Below are 14,154 nucleotides of genomic sequence, written 5' to 3' on the forward strand. Positions count from 1 at the left end.
TGAACAGGCGGTCAGTGTCTGGCGTCGTCTGAATGACACAAAGAGTAGCGGGGGGTTCCGACCCCGGCCTGCATCCTGTCGAGTTCCGGAGCCGACTCGGGAGGGCCGCGACGAAATCATCCTGCGATCCAACGGTGGCGGCGGCCCCCACGGTCGGGCTGGCGGTCACCCCGCCATCGGTACCGTGGGAGCCACTCGCAGCAGAATCACCGCTCGGCGGATGGTTGTAGATCCCTACGCCGAGCGCGACTGCGACCGAGAGCAGACCAACAGCACCCGCAGTCCGCCAATAACGCCGCGTCTCTTCATCATCGGCCAACGCTTCCGCCCCTGCCCGCGTGATTGAGTTGAGCCGTCAGCTTACGGCCGGAAAGCTGAAGTGAGCCCTGTTCGGCCTCGTGCACGAAAATAAAAGTGCCGTCGGAGTTTTGGGTGTTCTCTGCCACGAAGTTCGCGACCGTGGTGTCGGATTCGCCTTGCACGGTGAGCAGGTCCTCCTCGTAGGCGGCCTCGATCAGCGAAGTCTTGCCCGTGCCCGGTGGCCCGTACAACAACACGGAGCCTCGGCGGTGCGTACAGTTTGCAGCACATTCACATCCGCCGCCACCCGCGAGCTGGCGCAGGTGGTGGTCCTGCCCGTTCGGGCGCGCCACCGCCCGACCCCGACACCGGCGCAGCCGGGGCAGGGGCGCGGTGCCACCGCGCCGTTGCCAGGTGAACGCTAGCTAGGCGAGAACAGTTGTGGCGCAGAGCCAGCGGTCGCGAGGATACCGCCCGGGTCGTCTCAGCGCTGATGACTTAGTCGGTGGTGAAGACCTGCGCTTCGCCTAATTGCCGCCAGGTACTCGACCCGGTTCAATCGCTCGAATTCGGTCGCCTGTGCGGAACGGGACAAGTTGCAGCTCAGTAGGGTTCGGCATGCGCGCCTTCGGTCCGCGTGAAATTGAGCGGCATGGATAGCGGTTGCTGCGCATACTGGTCTGCGGATGTTCCCGTCTCGGGGCTGAGCGCGTGTGCAGTTCCGGGATGTTGTCGGTGGTCTGGTGTATCTCTTATCACAGTTCATGTGGGAGATGCGTTGCGGGGGACTTCTATTCGGGTTCCTGGATTGGGCTGCGCGAGACCTGGAACCAGCATGCGCGGCTTCGGCTTTCGAAAGAGGGGATCGACTGTGGAGACTTGCTCGGCGCCGCCGGCATCACCCCCTGCGAGTCACCGAGCACGGCAGCAAACGGCAAGAGGAAACCTTCACCGACCTCATCGCCGCCGCCGCGGGCATCATCCTCGGACAACGCGGCCGAGGCGCGCCCGTCGTGATCCTGCGCGGCATCGCCCACACTTCCAGCGACGACGGCGTCACCGATATCACAACCCAGCGAACCCCGCCACCGCGCCACCTGGCTCAGCCCCGCGACGCTCCCACCCTGCTCTACAACGCCGCCATCCAGCCCCTCCCCCAGCCATTCCTCACCCTCTACGGCACATCCGACACCCCCGAGACCTGGTGGCCGCGCACGGGCTGGGGCAGCCTCGACTACCAGCCCGCCGACAGCATCGATCACCACACCACTCCCGCGCCATTCCCCGACCGGTTCGTCGGAGGCGTCTTCGCAGACCACGACCTCCCGGCTAGCTAGCTCACCGGTCCTTGCCGTTAATGGCGATCATGACAAGTTCGCGAGCAGTGTTGCCGTATACCGCCTGCTCGGTCAGCATCTCGAATGCGCGCTCGTACAGAGCAAGCTCGCGAGGCTGCCGGATGGTCAATTCCGCGCTGATTGTTTCAACTTGAGCGATCTTGTCGTCGTAAAGCAGAAAGTTTGTGGTTTCGTAGAAGAACTCAGCCGTATCGGGAAGCACGCCGATACGCAGCCGGGGAAGATGCATCGAGCTGAGGAGATGTTCCATCTGCGCGCGCCGGATCTCTTCACTTCCGACGGATGTGTACAGTGCCGATTCTGCGACGACGAAATGAAAGCGGTGACCTGGCGCGCGGAGCACCTGTTGGCGCTCCATACGCGCGGCCAACGCCGCGTCCAAGTCATCTGGAGCATCGAGGAACCGAATGCACCGACTGAGCACAGCTTCAGCATAGTGACGTGTTTGTAGCAACCCAGGCGGTATAAGACAGTCGAAGCCACGGACAAGCGACGCCGCTCCCTCGAGTTTTATACTCTGACGCTGCCGGTGCGCACGCCCGGTTGCTGCGATTCGCCGCCATTCCATATAGGCCGCATCGACATTACGCAATGCTGCCGCCAGGTCCGGCAATGCCAGCTTGTTGTCGGTAAGACGGCACCATATAGCCAAGTCCTCTTCGGATGGCAGTTGCTTGCCGTGCTCAATTTTCGAAACCTTGGCCGGATGCCAGCCCGCCGCCGCGGCGAGGCCGCGACCGGTCATCCGGGCCGATACCCGCAGGTCGCGCAGGCGAACTCCGAGTACCTGCCGTGCATCATCAACCCTGGTCACGGAGATACCTTCCGAACGTCACACCTATCGGCCACAGGCCGCCGCAGATCCCGCCCACCGGGACACCCGACCGCCGGATCCTCAACACAATATGCCCGATATCGCGAAGAATTGCTCAACGAGCTGTATTAGCACTGCTCTGCCGCGATGCGGTGTTCCCTATCGAGCAACCTCGAGCAACACCGTTGTGAGCACAGGGAACGACTCCTAGCGTCAGAGTTGACGATCGGGCCCCTCGTCCACCACACCATCGCCGCCGCATCAACCGATGCAGCACGCGCACACCCCGCATTCCAGCTCGAACTGATCGGGTCGATTCGACATGAACAACCGACTGCAAGCTCCGAACCACATCCCAGAACGACATCCCGGCACCGCACGCACGCCTTCGCGGCGGCGCAGCACCCATACGACCTCACCCGCGAATCCGCACACCATGATCGCAATGCCACGTTCGTCAAGAGCCAGGCTCTGAAATCTCAATTCGCTCCGCTTCACGATCGTCAAATTCTTCGATCTATCCCATTGCCATACACGCCACAAGTCACATCGGCCCCATTCGGATACCTGCGCACAACCTTGGAAATTGAGTCTGTGTCCTCCGCCATGGCCGAACCGCAGGAGGTTGATTTCATGTCCCGAATTATCTCCAAGCCAGTTTTGATTGCAGGCGCGGGCCTAGCAGGTCTATCTCTGGCAATCGAGCTGACGCGGTGGGGTGTGCCGTTCGAGATAGTTGATAGCGCCGAGGAGCCGAATCCGTGGTCGCGGGCATTTACTGTGCATGCGCACACAGGAGTGGCTGATGCAGATAGGCCTGATCGACGAGTTCCTGAACCGAGGCTTGCTGCACAAGTCAATGGATTACCGGTTCGAGGCAACGGACAAGGTCGCGCGGCTCGATTTCACACAACTCACCGGCACGCGGTACCCGCACATCCTCATCAGCAGTCAGAACATGACCGAGACACTTCTGCGCGAGTACCTGTCGGCACGGGACGTCTCGGTGCGGTGGGGCACCAAACTCACCTCTGCCACCGAGGATCGCGATGGAGTGACAGTGTCACTGTCGCGGCCGGACGGCAGCACCGAAACGGTGCGATGCCAGTGGCTGGCGGGTTGCGACGGCGTCCACTCAACCGTACGCGGACTGATCGGTGTGAAGTATGCGGGCGGGGATTACGCGGGCCGGAACCGGATGATGGACACCCCGATGATGAATTTCTGGCTCGGCGACGACCGGATCCACTATCTGATCACGGACGCGGGGATGCTCCTCATCACCAAGCTCCCCGGAGAGAACTACCGGCTGCTACTCAGCGAGCCCGGCGGTGGCGCAGTGGCGAAAAAGGCGGTAGCACGCGAGGAGTTCCAGCGGGTCCTCGACCGGCAACTCGACGGCGCAGCGACGATCGGCCAGCCGTCGTCGACGAGCATTTTCACGATCTGGAAACGTCAGACACCGCTGTATCGGCGCGGGCGGATCTTCCTGGTCGGCGACGCCGGGAATCTGCGCAGCATCGCGGGCGGGCTGGGCATGAACGCCTGTATCGCAGACGGAGTCAACCTGGGATGGAAACTCGCCGCCGTAGCGACTGGGAAGGCTCACGCCGGGCTGCTGGACAGTTACGAGGACGAGCGTTGGCCCGCCGACGAACAGGTCGGGGCAATGGCCGACCTGCTCCACCAGATCCTCATGGACCATGAACGCCCCATGGCCGAGCGAATCGCGATAGTGGAGGAGCCCGACTTCCACGACCGCGCCGTCAGCATGATCTCTGGACTCGGCCACACCTACCGCGACGTCGTTTCCATCCCGGCGGACGTGCACCCGCTGACCGGTCTTGCTGCCGGAGATCGCGCACCCGAGCTGCCCCTCACCGGGTCGACGAGCGTGCACGACCTGCTGCGCCATCCCGGCTACACCCTCCTTACCCTGCATCACCAGCCCCATTCAGCTTGGAAATCAACGGATTTGGCGTCGCGAGTCCGCCAGCGGTTCGACGACTTGGTTCGGGTGCGGCAGGTCAGCTCGCCGGGTTCGCGGACGACTGCGCCGACCAGCACCGTGCTCACTAACAACATCCGCGTCCACGACATCTATGGCGCGACAGACTCCGATGTGGTGTGCCTAATCCGCCCGGACGGCTACCTCGCCGGCCGCGTCGCGTTCTCCGAGCACGAGGCTTTGCTCGACGGTCTCGACGCAGTCCTTAGCTGACGACAAGAAGCCGGTTGACGCGTCGGGGGTGACCGGGTGGCAAAGAGCGGGCCCGCGGCAGAGGTCGGCCCGCGCAATTGGTGAGGTATCGAGTCACTCATGCCAGTCAACAGCCATCCCGTCACGAGCTGCTTTGTTAATCAGCCCTTGGGCTTTAGTACCGGTTACCGATTTGTTCACGAGAGTATCGAATGCCTGATGATATATCTGAATTTCCCGTGGTTGCGTGACAGTGATCTCGGCCGTAATCGACTCGACGAGAACAATCTTGGAATCGAACATAGAGAAATTTGTCGGCGCGAACGGTAGCTCCGCCGCGCGCGGTACGATTCCGATGGTCACGCGGGGCAATCCCACAATAGCTCGTAATCTATCCAACTGCCCAGCCATAACCGCCTTTCCACCGACATTTGTATACAGCGCCTGCTCACCGAGGAGAAAGTGGAAGCGTCGGTTTCCCCCGTACAGAAGCTGCTGCCTTTCCAGCCGTTTCGCCACGCCAGCGTCCACATCGTCAGGTGTTTGATAAAATGCACTCACGTTGCGAAGGACCTTGGCAGCATATTCGGCCGTCTGCAAAAATCCCGGTATGAAATGTGGGTTATATATCCTGATGACAGCGGAGTTCTCACTGAGGTTGACGAGAGCGAGTTGGCGGCGTTTTGTTCCTGTACCCAGCACTCTCCGCCATTCGAGATAGGCAGCGTTGATGTTTTCCAAGCTCGCGATGAGGTCCGGGACCTGGTCGACGGCATTGCAGTGCTCACACCATGCCTGGATATCGTCGTGGGAAGGCTTGATGCGGCCGTATTCGATCTTCGAAATCTTGGTTTGATGCCAGCCATTTCGGCGTGCCAGCTCGGCGCCGGACAGCTTGGCAGAACGACGAAGCTCTCGGAGTCGCCCTCCGAGAGCTTCGCGCTGCTGCTGAATCGAGCTTGTCAACTCGAGATGTACTCCGCATACGGTGTGGCGATCTGCCACAGCCGGTCGCGCACACTCCGGCAGTACTCTGCGAGCTGCGGATCGGTGGTGACCGCTACGCCTGCAGGCTTGCCGGCTGCGTCAACAAGGTTGTACGCGACTTTTTCATCATCGAACAGCCACCAATCGTCGGGTGGCACCGGACCTGCCTCATCTCGGGGCAGATAGCGGATTTCTTCGCCGGATTCGATATTGAGCCCAGTGATCGAAAGCAACCACCGGTGATAATCCGAGTGAGGTACGGTAACGATGCGTACCCGGCTGACGGAGACTCCCCGCGCGGTTGTCTCCCGCATGAGTCCATGCCATGGGACTGGAGGCTCGTCGGGTGCAGGATCACCAGCGAGGAAGGCTTGCAGACGACTACTCTCCGATGCCTCGACATAGGAATCCCGAACTTCGAGGTGGAAAGCCGAGTGCCGTAGCCCGCGGAACCAGTCAGGCCAAGGGTCACCGACGACTAGCAGCATGCCCGTAATAGGTCCTTCCGATCTTGGGTACCTCGATGGCAGTTTCATCGTCAGCCAGGTCAAGTTGGCCAAGGGTGTCGTCGTCCACGACGGGTCGGCCGGACAAGGTGAACGTACCCCTTCCGGTGTCGGTCATCTCGGCCCCAATATACGTGTGTTGTTCGGCGAAACCTGTTAGCAGGTGCGGGATTTCGATAGTTCCGGTCGTTTCCGTCACCCAGCCTTGCACAACATAGCTGGCCCGCTCGGTGGCGTAGAGAGCTGGGCAACCGTTGGCCTCGGAACCACCCTTGCCGAGGAGCTTGATCTTCATCGCGGCGTCTCCTGTCCAGTCATGCACATGCATGGCAGCATACCTGCCTGGTTGGACGCGGTTCTACCATAGATGTCCTGCATCGACGCAGTTTCGTGCATGATCGTGCATAGGTATGGCCGACCAGCGATAGCGGGCCCTACGGTTCCACCAGACACTCGACACTGAATGTCCCCCGGTCGCCTCAGAGACTTGAGTCGTTGCGCAACAGGAGAAAGACCGACAACACATTCAGGGCCGTCGTCGTTGGTGTTAAGTAACAGCAATTCCATTCAATTGAGCCATTCCTCAGATAGCTAACCCGAGCTGGCTCATGCGAATCAGGAGGTTGATTTCCGTGTCTGGTTGCGTTTCTGTTCCGGTTCTTATCGTGGGTGCGGGGCCGGTGGGGTTGGCAGCGGCAGTCGAGTTTGAGCGATGGGGTGTGCCGTTCTCACTGATCGATCGAGCCGTGGGCTGGGAGGAGACCACTCGAGCGATCACGGTACACGCACGTGTACAGGAGTGGCTGGCGTGGATCGGTGAGATCGATGCGTTTATGGAGCACGGGCGAGTACATCGGTCTATGGATTATTTGTTCGCGGAATCGGATAAGACTGCACGCCTCGATTTCACCGGATTGACCAATACGCGTTTTCCGCATGTGCTGATGTCCAATCAAAATCAGACCGAGGCGATTCTGCGTCGGCGACTTGCGGCCCGGGGACAGCTAGTTAGGTGGGGTACCCGCCTGATCTCGGTGGTACCGGATCCTGATGGCGGCGGGGTGACCGCAACACTGGCGTTGCCGGACGGCCGGATCGAAGAGGTACACGCCGAGTATGTGATCGGGTGCGACGGCACGCATTCCACTGTCCGCAGAGAGCTAGGGCTGGAATTCGCCGGGACCGAGTACGCAGGCCGGACCCGGATGGCCGATGCGGTGGTGCGCGGGCTGCCGCTGGACGACGATCGCCTGCACTACCTGGTCGCGAAGACCGGGATGCTGATGGTCACCGAGTTGCCCGGCGGCCGTTCCCGGTTGGTGTTCAGCGAGCCCGGCGAAGCGACCGCGGCGGCCTCGGTGGATGTCGCCGCGATCCGCCGTGACCTGCAGGCGGTGTTCGACAGGTGGTTCCCCGGCCAGGTGACGCTCGAGGCTCCGGCGTGGGCGACCGAGTTCAAGCAGTACCGTCGCCAGAGCGCCGATTATCGGAGCGGCCGGATCTTCCTTGCAGGTGATGCCAGCAATGTGCGCTCGATCGCGGGGGGTATGGGTCTCAACTGCGGCATGTTGGACGCGATCAACTTGTCCTGGAAACTCGCTGCGGTCTTGACCGGCAAAGCCCACCCGTCGTTGCTCGACAGCTACGAGAGGGAACGGGTTCCCGCCGACGCGCAGGTAATGGCTGTCGCCGCGCAGCTGCACGCCATCCTCATGGACCACCACACACCCGTGACACAGCGCATCGCCCTGGTGGAGAACGCAGGGTTTCAGACGTCGGTCACGAGTCTGATCTCCGGGCTCGGCTACACCTATCGCGACGTCATCCCCACCCCGGCCGGTGCTCGCGTGCTGGCGGGACTGACGGCAGGCGACCGTGCACCGGACGTGGGTATCAACGCGCGGATCGGGATACACGACATGCTGGATCATCCGAACTACACGCTGCTGACCGTGCACCGGCGGGCGCGATCGGTGTGGGAAACCCAAGCGCTGGTCCGGCAGATGCGGCAGCATTTCGGCGACCGCGTCCGCTCCGTCTCGGTGTGCCCACCGGACACCCAACTGGCTCCCACGGGCACGGTGTTCAGCGACACCAATCACGTCCATGACCTCTATGGAAGCGCCGACTCCGATGTCGCGTGCCTGATCCGCCCGGACGGCTACCTGGCCGGGCGCGTGTGCCTAGCCGACTGCGGCACCCTGCTCGCCGACCTCGGCACCGTGCTCATCTGACCTTTCCGTCGCCGAATTCGCATGGCGACCGAATGACCCTTTGTCGCAACATCTTTGGAGCTTCGTCCGATGACCACACCTCCCGTACCGCCTGATCACCATCCGGCCGAGACCGAGTCCGGCCGGTGCCCGTTCGGGCACGGCTCGCCGGTCGGCACCGCCGAGGAGCGAATCCCGTTGCACGACCCGGCTTTCGCGCAAAATCCCCACGCCGCCTACAAGGTCATGCGGGACCGGTTCGGTGCTCTGGCGCCGGTGGACCTCGCGCCGGGGGTACCGGCGACGCTGGTGCTCGGGTACCGGACCGCGGTGGAGATCCTGCACGACGAATGGCATTTCCCGTCCGACCCCCGGAATTGGCAGCAGTCGGTGCCTGCCGATTCGCCGTTGCTGGCGATGATGGGCTGGCTTCCGGCAGCCCGGTACAACACCGGCCGCGCGCACGAACGCTACCGCGAAGCATCCCGGGCAGCGATCGACGCGGTCGACCTCCACGCCCTGCACGACCTGGTCGAACAAGTCGCCGTCCCGCTCATCAACGCCTTCTTCGACGACGGCACCGCGGAGGTGATCAGCCAGTACGCGCACCCGCTGGTGGTGCAGGTCATGAACCTGCTGGTCGGGTGCCCGGAAGAGACCGGAACCGAGATCGCGCAAGGGATGGCGGCCCGGTTCGACTCGGGATCCGGCGCCGCCGAGGCGATGCGGATCCTGCGGAAGGCGCTGACGGATCTGGTCGCGGCCAAGCACTCCGAGCCGGGCCCGGACATGGCCTCGATCATACTTCGCCATGCCACCGGGTTGACCGGTGACGAGGTGGTGGCGCAGCTGATGAGTTTCTACGGCGCCGGAGTCGAAGCCTTGTCGAACCTGATCGCCAACACTGTGCTGCTGACGCTCACCGACTCCCGATTCGGCGGGGGCCTGCTGTCGGGCAGCCTGTCGACCCGCGAGGCGCTGGATGAGGTGTTGTTCACCGATCCGCCGATGGCGAACTTCTGCACCACATACCCGCGCCAGCCCGTCCTCATCGACCACACCTGGCTGCCCGCGCACCAGCCCGTCGTGATCAGCCTCGCCGCCTGTAATAACGACCCGGCGATCGCGGCCGGTGACCGCACCGGGAACCGGTCACATCTGGCGTGGAGCGCCGGACCCCACCTGTGCCCAGCCCAGAACGTCGCGCTCCGGATCGCCGAGGACGCCATCGACCAGCTCCTCGACGCCCTGCCCGACCTCCAGCTCGCGGCCGCGGCCGAAGAGCTGGTGTGGCGGCCGGGACCGTTCCACCGCGCACTCACCACACTGCCAGTGGCCTTCACGCCGACGTCACGACCGTCCACCGGCCTCTACGCCTACGCGGGGGAGAACCCGTGACCGCGGCGAGTGTGGCGGATCCGGTGGGGGCCGATGTCGGGCGTCCGAGTCTGTGCCGGATGTACAGCCACTGGTATTACGGCGGTAAGGATCATTACGAGATCGACCGCGACGCCTGCCAGCTGCTGGCGCAGCATGCGCCGGGCTGGCAGCTGGCGGTGCGGGCCAGCCGGGCCTGGCTACGCCGTCGGGTAGGTGACCTCGCCGCGCGAGGAATAGACCGGTTCCTGGTGCTCGGCGCGGGACTCCCGGTCTCCGGCGAGTCCGCGGTGCACGAGCTGGCGGCGCTGGAATTGGGGAACCGGCCCGTGCAGGTGGTGTATGTGGACCGGGATCCGCTGGCGACCGCGCACAACCGGGTCGTGCTGGCCGACAACGTCTACGTTCATGCTGTCGAAGCCGACCTCACCGATCCGGCCGACGTGCTCGACCGGGCGCGTGCGGCCGGGTCGTTCATCGACTGGTCGACGCCGATCGCGGTGCTGCTGCCCGACTCGCTGTCGCATGTCCCCGACGACCCCGGCCCCGCCACGGTCGTGCGCCGCTACCGCGAGCTGCTCGCTCCCGGATCCTGGCTCGCCGTCAGCCACTACACCGACCCCGGCCCCCGCCACCCCGCACACCGGACCGCGACCGTGCTGGCAGAGTACTTCGCCGCGCTCGTGGGCACGGGCCGGTTCCGCTCCGGCGCCGAGATCGCGGCCTGCTTCGACGGACTAACACTCCACGAGCCAGGGCTCGCGGACCTCACCGCATGGCCGGCGCCGCTCAGCTCGGCGACCCCCCTACCGATCGAGGCCGGCCTGATCCTGTGCGGGCTCGCCCGCATCCCGGACCCCGACACACTTAGGACACACCCATGAGCACCTGTCGCAGGCGGTCCCGCCCAGTGGTCGCGGCGGGGGCGTGTTCGGACGACGAGACAAGCCAGGCGCACCTGCCTGCGTCAGCCCGCCGACCGGTGGAGGTGCCGTGAAACCTAAAGAGCATGAGGGCGTTTCATCTCATGGGAGTTCTGCCGACGGCCTTCCCGCCATCCCCGAACGCGTGCTTCTGTTCGATCCCGTCCGCATCGAGATGCTGATCACGGCCTTGTTGGGTGAGTACGGCGCCGAGTACACCCTGACTCTCGCGCTGGCCAGCGACCTCGCCGATCACCGCCAGCTGGGCCAGGCGGCGAATGGTTTCCGCGACGCCGTAGATGTGCTGCGGCGCACAGGCATCGACCAGGCACGCGCGCAAACCCTCGCGTACGAGCACCTCATGGCCGTGACCGCCGCAGTCACCGCCGACATCCACGCCAGCAGCAGGGCAGGACTGTGATTACGGCACCGTGCGCGATGAGCGTGTGGCGGGCGAACGAACTGAACAAGTGGATGGAGTGGACCCGATGACCGCCGCACGACCGCACACCGTCATCCACCGCAATTCCGAAAGCGGGCTGCTGGTGACCGTCGACGGGCCGGGCGGAGTGGGCAAGTCCAGCACGGTCACCGAAACCGCCGTTTACTTGCGCAGAGCGGGGGTGCCGGTGCATGCCACCAGCCAGCCCAGCCGCAGCACACTCGGCGGCTTCGTCCGCGCGCACGCCGACACTTATACCGGGATGGCGCTGGCGTGCCTGGTTGCCGCGGATCGCCACCACCAGCAGACCACCGAGATCGAACCGGAACTCGCCGCTGGCCACGTCGTGCTGTGCGACCGCTATCTGCCGTCATCGCTGGTCCTGCAAGTACTCGACGGAGTACCGCCCGACACCGTGTGGGCGCTGAACACCGGCGTTCGGACTCCGGATGCGGCGGTGTTTCTGCGTGCCGACCCGAGGATGATCAGCGCCCGGTTACGTGCCCGTGGCGCACACAGCCGCTTCGAGACCGATCCGGCGAGCACCGCCCGCGAGCTGGAGTTGTTCGACGCTGTCGCCGACAAACTCCGCGCGCAGGGGTGGCCGGTGCTGGTGATCGATTGCACGCAGCTATTGCCGTGCGAGACCGCGCTCGCCGTGGCCAACGTGATCGTGCCCCGGCTCGGCGACGATGTTCTGACCCGGCCAGCGACGTAGGGAGAACTGCATGACCGTGATGACCGACCACCCCGGATGGCTCACCAGCGACAGCGGCACCCGGTACCGTGCCGTGGCAGTCGACGGCACGCCCATTCTGATCACCGCCAGCCGCAATGCCGACGGCGGTACCGTGATCGACTCCGGCGGCGCCGAACTCCGTGTCGACACCATCGACCCGGCGGTGCTCGCTGGCCCCGATGATTTGGTCTCCCCGCTCAAGGGCGCGGGAACCGTTGTGCGCGTGGCGAACCCGTCGCTGTGGGATGCGCTGTCGGCGGCGATCATGCGACAGGTGATCCAAGCCGGTCACGCGCGCAAACGGTATCAGCGGTTCTGCAGCGACTACGGCGATCGGGTCACCCGGGACGGATTGACGGCGTGGCAGTTCCCCGACCCCGGCCGGATCCTGCGCCTCAGCGACGAGCAATTCCACGAATCCGGAGCCGGATTCCCCAAGCCCGCACTGCGCGACGCCGCACGGTGCTACCTCAACGACGGCGACCGCTGGCAGGCCCTGCCGGCATCCGACCTCCTCACGGCACTGCAGACCATTCCGCGGGTCGGCTGGTGGACGGCACGGACTGCCGTCGCCGATTACACCGGTGACTTCAGCGTCTACGACTACTCCGACATCGCCCTGCAACCGGCGGCCCGGCGGCTCAATCCGGACCGGCAGTGGCCCCAGGGCGCACCCGCGTTCAAAGCCGCGTGGGAAGAGATGGCGGGAAACCAGTTGTCCGCGTGGACACTTCTCACACTCGCATGGGGGATCAGCCATGGAAAAGACACCGACCGCGCAGCCGCGTCATGACCTGCTCGCCGGAGCCGATCCGAACCTCCGGATCGATCTGCTGCTGGTGAACGCGCCACTGCGCGACTACGCGATCCGCCCGCGGGTCAACGACTTCACCCTGCCCGTGATCGGCATGGGCTACATCGCCACCTACGCCGCCCGGCACGGGTTCAACGTCGGTGTCCTCGATGCCGAGGCCCACGGGCTGGGCATCACCGAAACCATCGACCTGGTGAACACGGCCCGGCCGCGCTGGGCAGGATTCAACCTGCTGGCACCCACCTACGAGATCTCCGCGACCATCGCGGCCGGTCTCGACCCGGACATCCTCGTCATGCTCGGCGGCCACCAGGCCAAAGCCATGCCCATCCCGATTCTCACCGACCCGCGCATGCGCCACTGCGCCGCGCTGGTGCTCGGTGAAGCGGAGACCCGAGTGGTGGAACTGCTGCACGATCACCGCAACCGCACCCGGCTGCCCGGGGTGATGTGGCTGGATCCGATCCTGAAAACCCCGGTCACCGGCGGAATGCCGGGCATGCACCATCATCTCGCCCCGGATATCAACGCGCTGCCGTTCATCGACCGCACCTACCTGCACCAGGACCCGCACTTCGACAACGGCCGGTGGGAAGCCACCATGGTCGGCGCTCGCGGATGCCCCTACAACTGCTCGTTCTGCGGCGCCGCCGTCAGCGCCAACCCCGACATCACCATCCGAGTCCGCACGCCGCACAACATCATCGAGGAAATGACCCAGCTGCGCGAGCAGCACGAGGTGACCGCGTTCCGGTTCGTCGACGACCTGTTTCTCGGCTGGAAGAAGGTCATCGAGACGATGATGGACGGCTTCACCCGCGAACGAATCGGCGAATGGGCCTGCTGGGACGCCACCGGCCGCATCAACGTACTCGACCGAACCTCCGACGCGATGCTGGACACATTGGCGGCCAGCGGATTACGAGAAGTCGCTCTCGGTATCGAATCCGGCAACGAACGCGTGCTGAGCTACATCGACAAACGCATCACCCCCGACATGGCTGTGCGTGTCGTGCAGCGGCTGCTGACCCGCGGCATCAACGTCAAGGGCTACTTCATCCTCGGCTTCCCCGGCGAAACCGCCCAGGAAATGGACGACACCGAAACCCTCATCCACCAGCTGTGGGACGCCACCGACCAACTCCCGGGCTCGTTCCGGGCCAGCGTGTTCGAATTCCGTCCCTACCCGGGCACCCCGGAATGGACCCGGCTCATAGCCACCGGCCGCTACACCGCCGAGCAACTCCTCGACTACACGCCGGTCGACCTCACCGCCGACGGGATCGACGAAACCATGTACGGCAGAGACGAATTCAACTTCTCCGTCGGCATCCAGCTATCGGACGCACCGATCAGCCACGTCCGCGACAAACTCACCTACCTCAGCCGCACCCAGTACGCCCGCAGCCACCACTGAGCTGCTCGGCCCCTGCTACCAAAGGACCCTCATTGCCTTCCCCGGCCCCTGCATGCGCTATCAG

Annotated in this window: 14 protein-coding genes and 1 pseudogene; 10 read left to right on the forward strand and 5 right to left on the reverse strand. The window is 64.3% G+C overall.

The annotated features are described in order from the left end of the window. Positions 1 to 308: 308 nt before the first annotated feature. Positions 309 to 653, reverse strand: a complete 345-nt coding sequence (locus tag NWFMUON74_RS19530) for an AAA family ATPase (RefSeq protein ID WP_187683302.1) — start codon at positions 651 to 653, stop codon at positions 309 to 311. A gap of 411 nt (positions 654 to 1,064) precedes the next feature. On the opposite strand from NWFMUON74_RS19530, the gene NWFMUON74_RS19535 reads away from it, so the two are divergent. Continuing rightward, positions 1,065 to 1,637 (forward strand): hypothetical protein, encoded by a 573-nt coding sequence (locus NWFMUON74_RS19535; RefSeq protein WP_187689617.1) that lies wholly within the window; start codon positions 1,065 to 1,067, stop codon positions 1,635 to 1,637. A gap of 1 nt (position 1,638) precedes the next feature. On the opposite strand, the gene NWFMUON74_RS19540 is transcribed toward NWFMUON74_RS19535, so the two are convergent. Then, a complete protein-coding gene (locus NWFMUON74_RS19540; protein ID WP_187683303.1) occupies positions 1,639 to 2,472 on the reverse strand; it encodes a helix-turn-helix domain-containing protein in 834 nt (277 codons plus the stop codon). A gap of 633 nt (positions 2,473 to 3,105) precedes the next feature. Between NWFMUON74_RS19540 and NWFMUON74_RS36740 the strand changes: the two are divergent. Then, positions 3,106 to 4,075, forward strand: a pseudogene (locus NWFMUON74_RS36740) (FAD-dependent monooxygenase); the annotation flags it as partial. Positions 4,076 to 4,243: 168 nt separating this feature from the next. Beyond that, positions 4,244 to 4,693 carry an aromatic-ring hydroxylase C-terminal domain-containing protein gene (locus tag NWFMUON74_RS36745; RefSeq protein WP_342452782.1) on the forward strand — a complete coding sequence of 150 codons (450 nt, stop codon included), beginning with the start codon at positions 4,244 to 4,246 and terminating at the stop codon, positions 4,691 to 4,693. Between the two features lie 93 nt (positions 4,694 to 4,786). Here the strand turns inward: NWFMUON74_RS36745 and NWFMUON74_RS19550 are convergent, their stop codons facing one another. The 3 genes from NWFMUON74_RS19550 to NWFMUON74_RS19560 are packed head-to-tail and all read right to left on the reverse strand — an operon-like array spanning position 4,787 to position 6,460. After that, complete coding sequence (locus NWFMUON74_RS19550; RefSeq protein WP_187683304.1) at positions 4,787 to 5,638, reverse strand: helix-turn-helix domain-containing protein; 852 nt, start codon at positions 5,636 to 5,638, stop codon at positions 4,787 to 4,789. After that, entirely contained in the window at positions 5,635 to 6,195 is a 561-nt protein-coding gene (locus NWFMUON74_RS36750) for a DUF6879 family protein (RefSeq protein ID WP_342452783.1), read from the reverse strand. The genes NWFMUON74_RS19550 and NWFMUON74_RS36750 overlap by 4 nt, the downstream gene beginning before the upstream one ends. After that, positions 6,128 to 6,460 carry a hypothetical protein gene (locus NWFMUON74_RS19560; protein ID WP_187683306.1) on the reverse strand — a complete coding sequence of 111 codons (333 nt, stop codon included), beginning with the start codon at positions 6,458 to 6,460 and terminating at the stop codon, positions 6,128 to 6,130. The genes NWFMUON74_RS36750 and NWFMUON74_RS19560 overlap by 68 nt, the downstream gene beginning before the upstream one ends. Before the next feature lie 313 nt (positions 6,461 to 6,773). Here NWFMUON74_RS19560 and NWFMUON74_RS19565 point away from each other — a divergent pair, with 313 nt between their 5' ends. The 7 genes from NWFMUON74_RS19565 (at position 6,774) to NWFMUON74_RS19595 (ending at position 14,090) form a co-directional block, all read left to right on the forward strand. After that, positions 6,774 to 8,399, forward strand: coding sequence for an FAD-dependent monooxygenase (locus NWFMUON74_RS19565; RefSeq protein ID WP_232110454.1), 1,626 nt, complete (start codon positions 6,774 to 6,776; stop codon positions 8,397 to 8,399). Between the two features lie 69 nt (positions 8,400 to 8,468). After that, positions 8,469 to 9,776, forward strand: coding sequence for a cytochrome P450 (locus tag NWFMUON74_RS19570; RefSeq protein WP_187683308.1), 1,308 nt, complete (start codon positions 8,469 to 8,471; stop codon positions 9,774 to 9,776). Next, on the forward strand, positions 9,773 to 10,639 hold the full coding sequence (locus NWFMUON74_RS19575; protein ID WP_187683309.1) for an SAM-dependent methyltransferase: 867 nt from the start codon (positions 9,773 to 9,775) through the stop codon (positions 10,637 to 10,639). The genes NWFMUON74_RS19570 and NWFMUON74_RS19575 overlap by 4 nt, the downstream gene beginning before the upstream one ends. A 109-nt stretch (positions 10,640 to 10,748) precedes the next feature. Further along, positions 10,749 to 11,099, forward strand: coding sequence for a hypothetical protein (locus NWFMUON74_RS19580; protein WP_187683310.1), 351 nt, complete (start codon positions 10,749 to 10,751; stop codon positions 11,097 to 11,099). Between the two features lie 67 nt (positions 11,100 to 11,166). Further along, positions 11,167 to 11,838 carry a dTMP kinase gene (locus tag NWFMUON74_RS19585; protein ID WP_187683311.1) on the forward strand — a complete coding sequence of 224 codons (672 nt, stop codon included), beginning with the start codon at positions 11,167 to 11,169 and terminating at the stop codon, positions 11,836 to 11,838. A gap of 10 nt (positions 11,839 to 11,848) precedes the next feature. Continuing rightward, a complete protein-coding gene (locus NWFMUON74_RS19590) occupies positions 11,849 to 12,652 on the forward strand; it encodes a DNA glycosylase family protein (protein ID WP_187683312.1) in 804 nt (267 codons plus the stop codon). Beyond that, positions 12,618 to 14,090 (forward strand): B12-binding domain-containing radical SAM protein, encoded by a 1,473-nt coding sequence (locus NWFMUON74_RS19595; RefSeq protein ID WP_187683313.1) that lies wholly within the window; start codon positions 12,618 to 12,620, stop codon positions 14,088 to 14,090. The genes NWFMUON74_RS19590 and NWFMUON74_RS19595 overlap by 35 nt, the downstream gene beginning before the upstream one ends. Positions 14,091 to 14,154 lie beyond the last annotated feature (64 nt).

The sequence above is a fragment of the Nocardia wallacei genome (assembly GCF_014466955.1).
Classification (GTDB): Bacteria; Actinomycetota; Actinomycetes; order Mycobacteriales; family Mycobacteriaceae; genus Nocardia; species Nocardia wallacei.